At 70.9% G+C, this 13967-nt stretch carries 9 protein-coding genes and 2 pseudogenes; 5 read left to right on the plus strand and 6 right to left on the minus strand.

Annotation, left to right across the window (positions count from 1 at the left end; genetic code table 11):
• Positions 1-69: 69 nt before the first annotated feature.
• The 5 genes from M2351_RS31660 to M2351_RS31680 all read right to left on the minus strand — a co-directional run bounded on the left by M2351_RS31660 (position 70) and on the right by M2351_RS31680 (position 8306).
• Positions 70-1119 (minus strand): Wadjet anti-phage system protein JetD domain-containing protein, encoded by a 1050-nt coding sequence (locus M2351_RS31660; RefSeq protein ID WP_264659989.1) that lies wholly within the window; start codon positions 1117-1119, stop codon positions 70-72.
• Positions 1116-5552 (minus strand): hypothetical protein, encoded by a 4437-nt coding sequence (locus tag M2351_RS31665; RefSeq protein WP_264659990.1) that lies wholly within the window; start codon positions 5550-5552, stop codon positions 1116-1118. The genes M2351_RS31660 and M2351_RS31665 overlap by 4 nt, the downstream gene beginning before the upstream one ends.
• Positions 5546-6310, minus strand: a complete 765-nt coding sequence (locus M2351_RS31670; RefSeq protein WP_264659991.1) for a hypothetical protein — start codon at positions 6308-6310, stop codon at positions 5546-5548. The genes M2351_RS31665 and M2351_RS31670 overlap by 7 nt, the downstream gene beginning before the upstream one ends.
• Entirely contained in the window at positions 6291-7775 is a 1485-nt protein-coding gene (locus M2351_RS31675) for a hypothetical protein (protein ID WP_264659992.1), read from the minus strand. Before M2351_RS31675 ends, M2351_RS31670 begins: the two co-directional genes overlap by 20 nt.
• Before the next feature lie 288 nt (positions 7776-8063).
• Positions 8064-8306, minus strand: coding sequence for a C-terminal helicase domain-containing protein (locus M2351_RS31680; RefSeq protein ID WP_264659993.1), 243 nt, complete (start codon positions 8304-8306; stop codon positions 8064-8066).
• Between the two features lie 95 nt (positions 8307-8401).
• Between M2351_RS31680 and M2351_RS31685 the strand changes: the two are divergent.
• A pseudogene (locus tag M2351_RS31685) lies at positions 8402-8725 on the plus strand (IS6 family transposase); the annotation flags it as partial.
• A 399-nt stretch (positions 8726-9124) separates the two neighbouring features.
• Here M2351_RS31685 and M2351_RS31690 read toward each other — a convergent pair.
• Positions 9125-10227: pseudogene (locus tag M2351_RS31690) on the minus strand (IS3 family transposase); the annotation flags it as partial.
• A 94-nt stretch (positions 10228-10321) separates the two neighbouring features.
• On the opposite strand from M2351_RS31690, the gene M2351_RS31695 reads away from it, so the two are divergent.
• The 4 genes from M2351_RS31695 to M2351_RS31710 all read left to right on the plus strand — a co-directional run bounded on the left by M2351_RS31695 (position 10322) and on the right by M2351_RS31710 (position 13724).
• Positions 10322-10636, plus strand: coding sequence for a hypothetical protein (locus tag M2351_RS31695; protein ID WP_264659994.1), 315 nt, complete (start codon positions 10322-10324; stop codon positions 10634-10636).
• A gap of 180 nt (positions 10637-10816) precedes the next feature.
• Complete coding sequence (locus M2351_RS31700) at positions 10817-11374, plus strand: cold-shock protein (RefSeq protein WP_264659995.1); 558 nt, start codon at positions 10817-10819, stop codon at positions 11372-11374.
• A gap of 168 nt (positions 11375-11542) precedes the next feature.
• Positions 11543-12406, plus strand: a complete 864-nt coding sequence (locus tag M2351_RS31705) for an IS5 family transposase (RefSeq protein WP_264659996.1) — start codon at positions 11543-11545, stop codon at positions 12404-12406.
• Positions 12407-12566: 160 nt separating this feature from the next.
• Positions 12567-13724 carry an IS110 family RNA-guided transposase gene (locus tag M2351_RS31710; RefSeq protein WP_264659997.1) on the plus strand — a complete coding sequence of 386 codons (1158 nt, stop codon included), beginning with the start codon at positions 12567-12569 and terminating at the stop codon, positions 13722-13724.
• Positions 13725-13967 lie beyond the last annotated feature (243 nt).

Below are 13967 nucleotides of genomic sequence, written 5' to 3' on the forward strand. Positions count from 1 at the left end.
AGATCGGGGACACCGGCTCATTCCGCCCACACTCGCCTCGATGCACCACGCTGCACCCAGCCTGACTGCTTACGGATGAAAAGCCGGATCAGGGTTCTCGGTGAGGGCACAGGTGCCGAACCCTTCCTGCGGCAAAACGAAGCCTTGCGCCCACAGATCCAGCACCGTATCCGCCAGTTCAGGCAAGAACGCGGACAGATCGGCGGCGCGCGTGCCGGTCGCCGAGGCGGCGGCCTCCTCCCGGCGGGTCCGTCGGGCCGCCACGAGCGCTGTGTAAAGACCGCGGTGCGGCGTCAGGTCGCCGAGCCGCTCGCGGGCGACGGCCGCCAGGATCTCGACGCCCTTAGGATCGAGATCACCGAAATAGACGGCGTGTTTGGTTCCGGTCGCGGCGAACAGCGCGTCCAGCCCCACATGGGTGCGGCGAAAGGCGTTGCCGGCGCCCCATACCACCGCCCGCCACAGCCCGGCCTGCTCGTTGAAGCGGCGGAAGCTGTCGAACGCAGCAGCGTTCTCCACCACCAAAATCCGCGCCTCGGCCCGCGCCGGGCCTGGGTGCCAGACCAGGAGCGGCGGCAGGCGCCGGCAGGCCAGCGTCGCCAGCGGCAGCCGTCCCCCGAACAGCGCGTCGCCGTTCCGAAAGCTGTCCAGCCGCTTCTCGTCGCCGAAGATCTCCAGCGAGCGTTCGGTGACCGGCACCTCCGGCACCGCGCGCCCGCGTTGACGCTTCAGCCAGTCGTTGACGGCGCGCAGAGCCGCCAGCGTGGCCGGGTGGCGCTCCGCCGCGGCGAATGCGGCCAGTTCCGGAACCCAGGCCACGGCCGGGCCTCGGACAGCCGGTACGGCCGGCCCGGCCGCGGTCACCGTCACGGTGACCGGCAGCGGCGGCACCACGCCGAGGTCCCAGGCAGAGGGCGACGTGGGCAGCGCAAGCACGCCGGCCGCCTCCAAGGCCGCAAGATCGGCGCGGAAACGCGCCGGCGCGTCCTCCGCCGCCGCGGCGATGGGCTCGTGCCTGCGCCACAGCGCCCGCACCGCCTCCACCCGCCAGCGCCGCCGACCGTCGCGGAGCAGGGCGTCGGCGAGCGCCGACAAGCGGGGTGCGAGGCCGGCCGTCACGGCCAATCGGCTCCTTCAGCCGCCGCCTCTTCAAATCCCTTGGCGGCCTCGGGCACTTTGCCCGTGGCGGCGTCGGGCCGGCCAATCCACTGGCGCGTCGCCTTCACGAAGATGCGGCCGGTCGCCGGATCGGTGGTCTCCTTGCGCAGCTTGATGACCTGCGGGAACTCGCCGACCGCCGCCCAGTCCTTGATCGCCGTGGTGAAGATGAGTTGCACGTCCACCGCCGCCGCGAGCGCCAGCTGCATCTTCAGGAACAGGCTGTTGGACGCCTTTCCCAGCGGGTTGTCGAGGATCAGCACGCCACCGATGCGCGCCCGCTGCGACGCCCGCCCCTCCGACCGCAGCCGCGCCACGAGCAGGTAGAGCAGCATCGCCGAGGTCAGCGTCTCGCCGCCCGACGCCTTGAAGGCGGCCACCGGCAGGTGATGGATGCGCCCCTGGTCGTTCGACTTCAGCAGGCGCAGGCCGAGCGCCGGTTCCTCCGGACGGCGTAGATGGACGGTGCGGGCGAAGCGTTCCAGCAGCAGGGCGGCCATGGCGTGATCGGTGCGCGGCACCTCGCCCGACGCCACGAAATCGACGAGCGCCCGCTCGCACAGGTTCCGGCGCAGCGCCACCCCGGCCTCCCCCGACGCCGACGGCGGGCGGAAGGCCATGGTCAGGATGCGCTTGCCGCCGAAGCGCGGCACGCCGTCGGGCACCACGCCGCGATTGACCGCCCGCTGGAACAGGCCGACCGCGGCCAGCAGCAGCCCGTCCATCTCGCCCACCGCGTGGTTCTTGTCGGACTCGTGGCGGTCGATGTCCTGCTGGACGGTCTCGATGCGGTGGGCCAGCAGGGTTTGCAGCCGCTCCACATCCTCGGCGGCGGGCTCCGGCTCGTTGGCGACCAGCGTGTCGATCAGCACCGCCTCCAGCGGCCGGTCGCGATGGCCGCGCGCGTCGCGGCGGAACCCGTCGTAGGCTTCGGCCAGGGCCAGCTCGTGTCGGCGCAGCGCCGCCGCCGCGGCCTCCAGCCGCTTGCGCCCGGCGTCGAGGGCGGCCAGAGCCTCGCCCAGCGAGTCCGGCAGGTCCAGGCCGGGGGCCGGCGCGTCGGGCAGCGGCTGGGCGCGGTCGCGCAGCCGGGCGGCCTCGGCGACGGCGCGGACGGCGCGGGCGCGCGCCGCTTCGATGGCTTCCCCGGCGACGACGGCCAGCGCCTCGGCGGCACGGCGGCGTTCGTCGGCGTCTTCGGCCAGCTGGCTTAGGGCGTAGGGGTCGCGGTCGGCGGGCGGTTCGAGGGCGTCCAGCGCCTCTTGCCCCGCCGCGCCATGACGCAGGAAGGCGGCGCGCAGCCTGCGGGCCTCGGCGTCCAGGCGCTCCGCCTCGCCCTTGGCGCGGCCGACCGCTTCGCGGGCCGCTCCTGCCGCGTGGCGGGCAGCGGCCAGCCGCTCCTCCAGCGCCGGATCGCGGGCGTCGGGGGCGAGCGCATCCCGCTCCTCGGCCACAGCGCCATGGTCGCGGCGCAGCCGGTCCAGCCGCTGCTCCAACTCGCGGCGCATGCGGTCCAGGCTGCCCTGGATCGGCCCGAGCCGGTCCTCCAGGAGGCGGCGCAGCACCTCGGCCGCCGTCGCGTAGGCGGCGCGCGCGTCGTCGAGCGACGGCACGAGGTCCGGTGCCGGCGCGTTGCGGTGTTCGATGCGGGCGGCCTCGGCGGCGAAGTCGGCCAGCGTGCGTTCGGCGGCCTGCGCCGCGTGGCGTGCCTCTTCCGCACGCTCCCGCGCGGCATCGGCGGCGGCCTCTTCCAAGGCCATCTCGTCGGCCAGGGCGGTCAGGCGGGCATCGATCTGGCCGCTGCGCACCCGCCAGCCGGACAGCGGTTCACCCTGCGTGCGCTGCCAGCGCTCCACCGCCGCCAGGGCGCGGGCGCAGGCGGCGCTGGTTTCGGCGTAGCTGCGGGCCTCCTGACGGGCCTGCGCCGCCGCCCGCCGCTCCGCCTCCGCGAGCGCCCGCGCGGCCTCGCCCTCGGCGCGCGCGGTTTCGGCGGCCGCCTCGAAGCCCGCGACGGCCTGCCGGCCCGCCTCCAGCCGCCCACCACCCCAGTCGGCGAGCCAGCCTTCGACGGCGGCCTTCAGGGCGGCCAGGGCGTCGGCGGCCGCGGCGGCACGGTCGGCGGCGGCCTCCGCTTCACCGACACGGGCGCCCAGAGAGGCGACCAGCGCCTCGGCGGCGGCGATTTCGTAGGCTTCGGCGCGGTCGGGAATGATGGCGGTGCGCGCTTCGCCGCTCGCGCCCGGCCGGTCGGCCGGCGGCAGCACCGCCACCGGCCGGTCGAGCGGCAGACCGTCGAAGCTCAGCGCCGGGACGCGGGCCAGCTCCGCCGGATCCTGAACGAAGACGCCCGCGAAGGCCGCCGGATCGGTGGCGGCGTAGGCGCGCAGGACCGACGCATCGCCCACCACCTCGGCCAGCCAGGACGCGGCGGCGATGGCGCTGCGCAGGCCCGCCGCTTCCAGCCGTTCCAGCACCAGCTCGACGTTGGCGTCCACCGCCGCTACGCGATGGCGGGCGATGCGGTCGGCGTCGCGGCGCATCCGCTCGGCCTCCGCCGTGCGGCGGCGCGCTTCCTCCGCACGGTCGCGGGCTCGGTCCTGGGCGGCGACCGCCGCCGCCGGGCCGAAGCCGACGCCGGGTCCGAGATGCTCGTGCCAGGACGGCCCGCCGGCCAGCTCGGCGCGCGCCCGCTCGGCGCGCTCCAGAACGCGCCGTTCGGCTTCCGCCCGGGCCAGCGCTTCGCGCCGCGCGGCATCGGCCTCGGCCGCTCGGCGGCCGGCCTCCTCGGCCGCCGTCTCATGGCGCCGGGCGCGCGTGTCGGCGTCGCGGGCGGCCCCCGCGGCCTCGTCCCGCTCCGCGGCCAACCGGGCCAACGCCGCCGGCACCCCTTCGCTCGGCCGCAGGAAGCCGTCGCCGGCGAGCTGGTCGAGCGCCCTTTCTGCGGCGGCGATCTTCTCAACGAGCGCGGCGTCCTCGCGCTGGAGCGTGGTTTCTTCCGCGGCGAGCACCGTCCGCCGTTTGCGGGCGCGGTCCCGGTTCCGTTCGGCCTCCGCCGCCGCGGCGAGGGCGTCCGTCTGCGCGGCACGACGCTCGGCGGCGGCGCGCTCCAGCATGGCGGCCAGCGTCGCGCCGGCCTGGGCGGCGTGCCGGCTTGGCCCCACGGCGGCGGCCCGGGCCTCGGCCAGGGCGGCGGCGTAGCCGGCAATCTCCGCCTCGGTCGCCAACACGTCGCGCAGGTCGCGGGCAGCGGCGAGCCGGGTGCGCTGCCGTTCGGCCGCGATTCCCTCGTCGACCGTTCGCTCGCGCGCCTCGGCGGCCGCCCCGGCCCGGACGTCGGCCAGGATCAGGCGCGCCGCGTCGGCGGCGATGCCGGCAAGCCGCGCCTCCCCGGCCAGGGCGTCGCGGCGCCGGATTTGGGCTTCGGCTTCCGCCGTCGCGTTGGCGGCCTGGGCATCCAGTCGGTCGGCCCGCCGCCCGGCGGCGCGGCGCAGGGCGGCGGCGTGGGATTCGGCGCGCAGCGTATCCAGGCGCTGGTCGCGCCAGCGCAGCGCCGTGCCGGCGAAGGGCTGGAAGGCGCGGGTGAGGTCGGTCAGCAGCCCGCGCTTGGCGATCAGCGTGTCATAGCCCTGCATGCGCGCCACGATGGCCCGCACCTGGGCGCAGACCGGTTCCGCCAACCCGGACCCCGCTCCACCGCCGGCCCGCTCCGGCCCGACCAGGCAGAGGGCGAGGAAGCGGGCGATGAACTCCTCCTCGCCGGGGATCTTCAGGAAGGCGTCGAGCCCGCCCTCCTGCCGGTTGAACTCCAGCTGGCTGTCCATCAGCTGCGTGTCGATGCCGAAGCGTTCCAGCACCGCGCGCCACGCCTCCTGAGTCGTCGCCGTCTCGAAATCGTGGCTGTCGGCGAAGCGCGCCTGATGGTCGGACAGCCAGGCGGCGACGTCGTCGCGCCCGGTAAAGGCGGTGCGCGCCCGGCCGTCCAGGCCCTTCAGCGGCAGGTCGTCGAAACCGAGCCCCGGCCCGCTGCGGAACAGCGCCCAGCGCCGCCAGGTCTGCCGGTCCCCGCCGCGAAGCTGCGGCACAACGAGGTGGAGCGTCACCGGGTGGCGGCCTTCGGCGTCGTGCCATTCGACGGCGACGGCGCCGACGCCGCGCGGGAAGTAGTCGGCGAACTGGTAGTCCGGCTTCACCAGATGCGGCAGGAAGCGCGATTCCTTGGGAACCGCCGTGTTGAAGATCAACCCCAGCGCGGTCGTCTTGCCGGTGCCGTTCTCGGCGTGCAGGACGGCGTGCGCCGGGCCGCCGCCGTCGGGATCGCGGAAGTCGAAGGTCTCGCCGTCGAAGGTCGCTTCCTCGTAGCCGGCGTTGACGATGTGGATGCGGCGGACCTTCAGCACGGCTCTTCCTCCTCCTGTTCTTCCGGTTTCGCGTCGAGGAGGCTCAGCAGGGCCCGGTGCAGCTCGTGCCGCAGGGTTTCGCACAGTTGCAGCCGCAGACGCGGGGTCGGCAGGTAATAGGTGTCGGCGCCGATGGCGTAGGTGGTCAGCATGTCCTGCTCGCTCAGGCGGTCCATGGCGATCTGGCAGAGGCCAAGCAGGTCGTTGCGGCCAGCGCGCTTCGCCTCCTCCCGCGCTTCGGGCAGGGCGCGGATCTCCCGCCAGGAGTCACGCAGGCGCGGGCTGTCCCGCAGTACCGCCCCCTCGCCATCCGCGGCCAGCCGGTCGCAGAGCTGCCGCAGCAGTGCCGCCACGTTGGCCGGGGTCAGCCGCACCTCCCCGTCGCCGGCCTTTAGATCCGCGGCGGTGCGCCAGAAGGCGGCGGCGATGGCGACGTAGACCAGGGCGAAGACGCCGCGCTTCAGTCCGCGCGCGGCATCGCTGAAGTCGGCGGCGAGCGCGGTGAAGGGGCTGTTCGGGCCGGACGGCCGCAGCACCAGCTTGCCGCGCGCGGCGTCGCCCAGCACGCCGGTGACCTCCAGCCCCAGCCCGGTGGCGATCTCCGCGACCAGCCGGCGGAAGGCGCCCGAGGACTCGTAGCGCGCCACCAGCTCGCGGTAGTCGCCGTCCTGCGCGGTGTCCAGCTTCAGCCGAAGCCCCAGCCCGATCAGCCGCGCCGCCGCACCCGCATCGCTCCCCTCAACGTCCATGCCCAGCATCCATCCTTCCTTCTCGATGTTCGGCTGCTTTCTGGTCCACGGCCGCCCGCGGGCGCAGGCTCAACAAGCCGCCGCCCATAGCGCCGACGCGCCACGGCGGCCCCTCGCCCCGGAACACCAGCAGCGGGGCGGAGGGCGAAGCACGGCCGGGCGTGCCGTCCTGGTAATGATGGAGGAACAGCAGAACGGCGCAACGCGCCGCCTCGGCCGAACGTTCGGTCCTCAGCAGGCGCACCGCGCGATCGACGGGCAGCTCGCGCTCCAGCGCAGCGCGCTCGACCAGCCAGCCGTCCAGGTCACGGATGAAGCCCTCCTCGTAGAGCGGCGGAAGCTGGTCGAGCGGCTGCAGCTCGGCGTCGGCACCGTCGCCCTCCAGGTCCTCGGCCGCCGCCTCGTCGGCGATCTCGCCCCAGAAGCGCGGCAAGTTGAGCAGCCCCGGCGCCGTCGGGGCGGCGAAGGCGGCGCCGATCACAGGCGCCAACTCCTCCATGCGGCCGATGGGAGCACGCAGCAACGCCCGCAGGACATCGTCCTCGGGGTCAGGCAGATCCTCCACCCGGCGCACGGCAAAGGCGCGGGTTTGGAAGGCGCGGAACGTCTCGTTGGCCTCGCAGACGTCGATGAACAGGGCGGCGTGGAGGCGCCGGCAGTCGGCGACCAGCTCGCGCACCCGCACCGCCTTGGCGAGGCTGGCCGGATCGTCGTCGAGGCTGGCGATCTTGTCGGCCACCGCCAGCACCACCGCTTGGTCGTCGCGCTGGCGCTCCTCCAGATGACGACGGGCCTCCTCCAGCAGGGGCAGGGCGTTGTCCACCCAGTTGCCGCCGTCCAGCGAGCGGCGCGCCTGGACCAGATAGCCGATCAAGTCGGCGCGGTATTTCTGGGAGCGCTTCAGCGCCCTCTTGGCCGCCTCCACCGCGTCGTCGAAGCGGCCGCGCGCGATGGCGCGGCGGATGATCTCGGCTTCGATCTCCGCGGCGAAGCTGTCGTCGAGGTCGAGCATGCCGATGTGCACGATGGCCCCAGCGTCGCCCAGCCGCAGCAGCGGCCGGCCGCTGACCTCGTCCACAACGATGCGCAGGTAGCGGAACTCCTCGAACTTCCACATCCCCTCAGCACAGTCGAAGTAGTCTTCGCGGAAGACGGCGGTGCGCTCATCGGGCTGCAGCAGCCAGCCGTGGACCGTATCGGCGATGTGGGCGGCCTGCTCCTCCGACACCGGGGCGACGACGCGCATGGCCTCGGTGACCGCCGCCTTGACCTCCGCCGGCTCGGCGCCGAGGCCGAGGCCGCTCTGCACCATGACATAGTCGAGCAGGAACAGAATCGCCTGCTTGAGGTCGACCTGGGCGCGCACCGTCTCCGGGATGGTGCGGAGCACGGTGTTCTTCTGCTGGTCCAGCTTCATAAGCGGCGCCAGCCGGGCCATGTTGCGCTGCTGGCGCGTCAGGTCGGGAAGGCTCACCCGTCGGCACTCCGGCACTGCAAAAAGCCGGCCCCGCACGGGGCGGCCTCTCCGTAAGAACACAGGATGGCGGCGCGGCGCAACCGTTCCGCAGGTGTCCGCTTCATCCGCAGCCCCAAAGACCCGAGCAGGAGCCATCGTTGGTCGGTGTCCACCTCCTTTCATGCGGACGACGGCCCCGTCGGGGCGTTAGGCGTCGAGGGGGGCCAGCAGGAAGTCCACGTCCTCGGCGGTGAGCAGGCGCTCCGCGCCGCCCGCCTCGTCGTAGACGGCCTCGCCCAGCTGGCGCTAGCGTTCCTGCAGCTGGACCATGCGCTCCTCCACCGTGCCCGTGGTCACCAGCTTGTGGACGAACACCGGCTTGTCCTGGCCGATGCGGTGGGCGCGGTCGGTCGCCTGGGCCTCCACCGCCGGGTTCCACCACGGGTCGTAGTGGATCACCGTGTCGGCCGTCGTCAGGTTCAGGCCGGTGCCGCCCGCCTTCCGGCTGATCAGGAACAGTGGCGCCTCGCCGGCCTGGAACCGCCGCACCGGGGTCCAGACCGGCGGGTTCTGTTGCAGCGTTTTCGACGGCGCGGAGATCGGGTAGAACCCGGCTCCTTTCGGCAGCTGGGGTGAACGGGGTCATGGGCAGCGGGAAGAAGCCGTTCAAGGGCCGGCAGTTCACGGCAGCGGTGATCCTGTGGCCGGTGCGCTGGTACCTGCAGTTTCCAACCTCCTACCGCGACCTCGAGCTGATGCTGCGGGACCGGGGCGTGTCGGTCGACCACACCACCATCTTCCGCTGGGTCCAGGCCTACGCGCCGGAGCTGGAGAAGCGGCTGCGGCCGCACCTGCGCCCGACCACCGGCTCGTGGCGGGTGGACGAGACCTACATCAAGGTGAAGGACCGCTGGGTTTACCTGTACCGAGCGGTCGACGGCCGCGGTCAGACCATCGACTTCCGGCTCAGAGTCCGTCCAGGAACTTGTTGAATCGGATGAATCGGTTGTGATTCAAGAGGTCTCCGCCAAGGAGACCGAGGATGTGGAAGCCAGAGACTCGTACTCGCCATAGTCGCGCTGGGCTGCGCTACCTGAGGTGGACCCGGTCGGCGAGACAGCCGAGGTGGCGGGTTAAGCGAGAGTCCCGCGGGGTCATGGCGCCTGGACGATGCTCGGCATCGGCGTGGACGCGGGTCGCAGGGTAACGGCTACATCCTCATTCTCCAAATCCTTGTTGCGGTTGGTGCCGGTGGGCATGGGGGCGAAGGCGAGCATTTCCCCACCTTCCGAGCCTGCTCGGGAGGTGGGGGAAGCGGAGCCGTTCGGCGCAGCCGATCGTCCCGATGTCCACGGGCACTGCGCCTCGTAGACCTGCTGCGGCGTCCGATAGCCGTGCGTCTGATGCAGGCGCTCCTCGTTGTAGAAGTGCAGCCACGCCCCGATCCCCGCCTTCGCCTGCGGCACCGAGTGGTAGGCGTGCAAGTAGACCTCTTCGTATTTCAAGCTCCTCCACAGGCGCTCCACGAAGATATTGTCCATACACCGGCCCTTCCCATCCATGCTGATTTTGATGCCATGCGCCTTCAGCACATCCGTGAAATCGGTGCTGGTGAATTGACTGCCTTGGTCGGTGTTGAAGATCTCCGGCCTGCCGAACCGCCGGAGCGCCTCCTCCAGCGCCTCGACGCAGAAGTCGGCGTGCAGCGTGTTTGAGAGGCGCCACGCCAGCACGGCGCGCGAGTGCCAGTCCATGATGGCGACCAGGTAGACGAAGCCCTTGGCCATCGGGATGTACGTCACGTCGCTACACCAGACCTGGTTGGCGCGCTCGATGCTCAGGCCGCTGAGCAGGTACGGGTACTTGGGGTGCTCGGGCGCGGGCTTGCTGGTGTTGGGGCGCTGATAGATCGCCACCAGCCCCATGCGGCGCATCAGGCGCTGGACGCGCTTGCGGTTCACACCGTGCCCCTGAGTGGCCAGCCACGCCGCCATGCGGCGCGACCCGTAGTAGGGCCGCGCCAGGTACTGGCGGTCGATCAGATCCATCAGATGCAGGTCCTCGGCGCTGACCGGACGCGGGCGGCGGTAGACCGTCGCCCGGCTGACGCCCAGCAGGGCACACTGGCGGCTGATGGACAGCGAGGAATGCGCGCGGTCAATCATCGCGCGCCGCTGGGCCCGGCCTACCTGCCGAGCCTCTTGGACAAAAAATCCTTCTCCACGGTGAGCTGGCCGATCTGGCGGTAGAGTTCGGCGACCTGCGCCTCGCTGGCCTTGTCCTCGCGCTCGCCGCCGCCCTCGAACAGCGTGGCCGCGCCGTCGAGCAACGCCTTCTTCCAGGCGTGGATCTGGCTGGGATGAACGCCGAACTCGCTGGCCAGTTCACCCACGGTGCGGTCGCCCTTGATGGCGGCCAACGCCACCTTCGCCTTGAACGCGGCGCTGTGCTTCTTGCGGGTCTGCTTCACGTACTGCTCCTGTGGTCGCGCTACTTATAGGAGCAGGACCCTCGCATCGCCACCTGTCTCAAATTCGGGGGCCATCTCAGGAGTGAGGGGCCGCATGATCACACCACTGCGCGAGGCCGTCACCTCCTGGCTGGAGACCATCGACGTACTCAGCGACCACAATAATGCCGGACCTTATGCTTGTATGCGGGACGGGCTGGCCGATCTGGTGGCGTTTGCCGAGGCTGCCGAACCAAGCCCTCTTCGTGACGCGGTGCTGTCCTTGGCCGAGGGGTATGATGACCTCGCGGTATTAACCGCGGTTGGCCTGAGGCTGTCGCCGCAGATACGTACCGCAGCGGTTGAGCGTGTGTTGCGTCGGTTCGACGCGGTGGCGCGACTTGTCGAGGAACAGCGCCCGCCCCCATGATTGCTGACCCGGCTGTGGCTTGGTATTATTCCCCCGGCAGCCTCCGGCGAGGACAGGTCATTCCTGAGCAGCGGTTGGCGTCCCGCGCGACAACGCCATCCATGCTGTTCGCATGCGTTGCAATTCGCCCGGCCGGTGACCAATCTCAGACGTGGCCCATTAGAGAATCGAGCATCCTGTATGAGTGCAGACCAGACGAACGTCACCGCGACCGTCAAGTGGTACAAGGCAGATAAGGGTTTTGGCTTTATCCGTTTGAATGACGGAAGCGGCGAGGTATTCCTTCATTCTCGGTTTGTCACGCCACTCGGCGACGTGACCCTGACCGAGGGCACCGTCCTGGTCTGCGATGTCTCGAACACGCCCAAGGGCTTGCAGGTGTCGGCCATTCACTCGGTCGAGCCAGCAGCGCCGGCGGCTCCCAAGCCGCGGAAATCCCGTTCTCCGAAATCCGCGGCCGCGGAACCAAAGCAGGGTGTCCTCGCATTCGGCGGAAACGACAAGCCGCAGCTCATCGAGACTGGGGAGGCTGTCTACGGCACGGTGCGCTGGTACAACCTCAGCAGCCAATCAGGTCTCCTCGACCCCTGGAACGACGAGGACGGCGTCGGCGTGTATTTCGATCGCACCGTGCTGCGCCAGTCGGGACTGGAGCTGCTGGCCGATGGCGAGGACGTGCGGTTCGTCGCGGCGGCGGGCGATGACGGCCCGTACGCGGTGCGGGTGGAACTGGCCTGATCAGCAAAATTCCGGGGCACGCAGCACCACTTTTAGAGCTTGTTTGCAGCAGGGCCGTTCCAGCCGGTGCTGAGCGGGATGCTACTTTAAGCTGAACAGGGGTGTTGCGCCGGGGGGCCGGTCTGGTAGGGCTGTGGGCGTCGTCAACAGCCATCAGGGCAGCATTCTATGGGCACGGCCGTTCGTCCCGCAAGCACCGTCCCAGCGTCGTGGGATGCGTTCTCCGACGTCGATGCCTTCGTCGATGAGGTGCTGGTCGAACTGACGGCGATGGCGGCGGACGGCACGCGGGCGACGCGGTCTGGACCGAAGCTGGCGCTGACCGGGCCGACCTTGCGCAAGGCGATCATGGCCATCTGGTGTGTCTGCTACTGCGGCATGCAATGGCGTGCCATTGGCCAGCTCTCGGGCATTCCGTTCGGCACGTTGTACACGCTGTTCGCCCGCTGGACCCGGCTGGGACTGTGGCGCCGCCTGCTCGACCGGCTGCGCCGCACGTGGCGTCTGGCCTGCGGCGATGCGGCGGAGCCGAGCACGGTGGTGATCGACAGCCGCACCTGCCCTTCGGCCCCGAGCTGCTTCGCGCGGGGCGTGGACGGCGGCAAGAAGATCCGCGGCGTGAAGGTCAGCATCGCGGTCGAGAAGTATGGCATCCCACTGGCGATCGACGCCACGCCAGCCAACGTGCACGACACCAAAGGCATCGTGCCGGTGCTGCGCCAGCTCGCTGGACGCGGGTTCCAAGGACCAGCCATCGGCGATCGCGGCTATCGCGGCGAGCGCCTGGCCAAAGCCGCCGCGGCCTTCGGCATCACGGTCCGGCCGATCGCCCGCGGCCGCGACGGGGTGTTCCTCCCCACCGAAATCGCTTGGGTCGTGGAGCGCTCGTTCAGCTGGATCAGCCGCTACCGCCGATTGAACACGCTCGTCGAGCGGACGAAGGAGCACCTCCTCGCCTTCGTCCAGATCGCCTTCGTCTCCATCCTCTCCAGGCGCTTGCAGCGGCTCGCGCCCCAGAAAGTCAGCGCATGATCTCTACGAACAGATACTCAGGGGCGGATTCGATCCTGAAGTGCAACTGTCAGTACAAGGGCTTACCGGGCGAAGGGGTACGTGGGGCAAAAGACGCTATGGGGCAAGCGGCGGGTTTTATAGAGCACCGTCGTTGCGCTGAAACGGAAGGAAACGCCCCATGGCCAAGCCGTATGACCTGTCTAAGCCGCTTGTTGCTCTTGAGCATGACCGCACGCTGGTGTGCGTGATCGAGATGAGCGGCCGCGCCTGGCTGGCCGCGGCGACGGTGCCCGGCGTGGAGCGCCGGCCACTCCAGAAGCTCCCGGTCAGCCCGCCGCGCCTGCTGGAGCAGTTGGAGCGTTGGCGTCGCGAGGCCGAACGGGCCGGCCAGATGATCACACGCACGGTGGTGGCGTATGAGTCCGGCCGCGACGGGTTCTGGCTGGCCCGCCTGCTCCAGGGGCATGGGATCGAGGCCTACGTCATCCACGCCAGCAGCGTGGCGGTGTCACGCGAGCAACGTCGGGCCAAGACGGACCGGCTCGACACCGCGATGCTGATGCGCGCCTTGCTCGGCTGGCTGCGGAGCGAGCCGGGGCATTGCCGCATGGTGGCCATCCCGACGGTGGCCCAGGAGGATGCCCGGCGGCCTGGACGCGAGCGCGAGGCGCTGGTCGCCGAACGCACCCGCTTGACCAACACCATCAAGGCGGAGCTGGCGCTGTGGGGCATCCAGGGCTTCAAGCCGGGCCTGAGGAAGGCGGCGGACCGGCTGGACGCCCTGCGGACAGCCGACGGCGAATCGCTGCCGGCGCACACGCGGGCCAAGCTGCGCCGGCTGCTGGAGCGGCGACGCCTGGCCAGTGAACAGATCGCGGCAATCGAGACGGACACCGCCCAGGCGATCCAGCGGGACCCGACCGGAGCGAACGCGCTGGTGTTGCTGCTGGCCAAGATCAAAGGCATCGGCTTGGAAACGGCGCAGATGCTGGTGCAGGAAATCCTCACGCGCAACCTGCGTGACCGCCGCGCCGTAGCCCGTTATGCCGGTCTGACCGGCACACCGGACGAGAGCGGTTCCAGGCGCCGCGACAAGGGCATCGGCAAGGCGGGCAATCCGCGGGTGCGCTGCAGCATGATCCAGTTGGCGTGGCGGTTCCTCCTGTTCCAGCCCGACGCGGCGCTGGTCCGCTGGTACCGCGAGCGGACCACCGGTGCCAAGGGCGGCGCCCGGAAGATGCTGATCGTGGCGCTCGCGCGCAAGCTACTGATCACGTTGTGGAGCTACGCCGCCAATGGCGTGATTCCGGACGGCGTGGTGCTCAAGACCGCCTAACCGGACCGTTTCGTCCCCGCGCCGCCAGCCGGGGACTCCCAAGCATGGCCGACCGGCGCGCCCGGTGAAGCCGGCCTGCCGAGGTGGGTGGTGCACCGTCCCCGGACATGGGCTCCAAGCCGAGCAAAAGAATGGTCCCCCCTCCCGGAAGCCTCGTCTCCGATGCGCATGACGCGTCATGGTCTCCGATCGCGTCCCACCGCGTGGTGTCTGAGGCGTGAGGCTGGCCCGCCGGAGCGCTCC

Origin of the sequence: Azospirillum canadense, from assembly GCF_025961225.1 — a bacterium.
In the GTDB taxonomy this organism is placed as follows: Bacteria; Pseudomonadota; Alphaproteobacteria; order Azospirillales; family Azospirillaceae; genus Azospirillum; species Azospirillum canadense.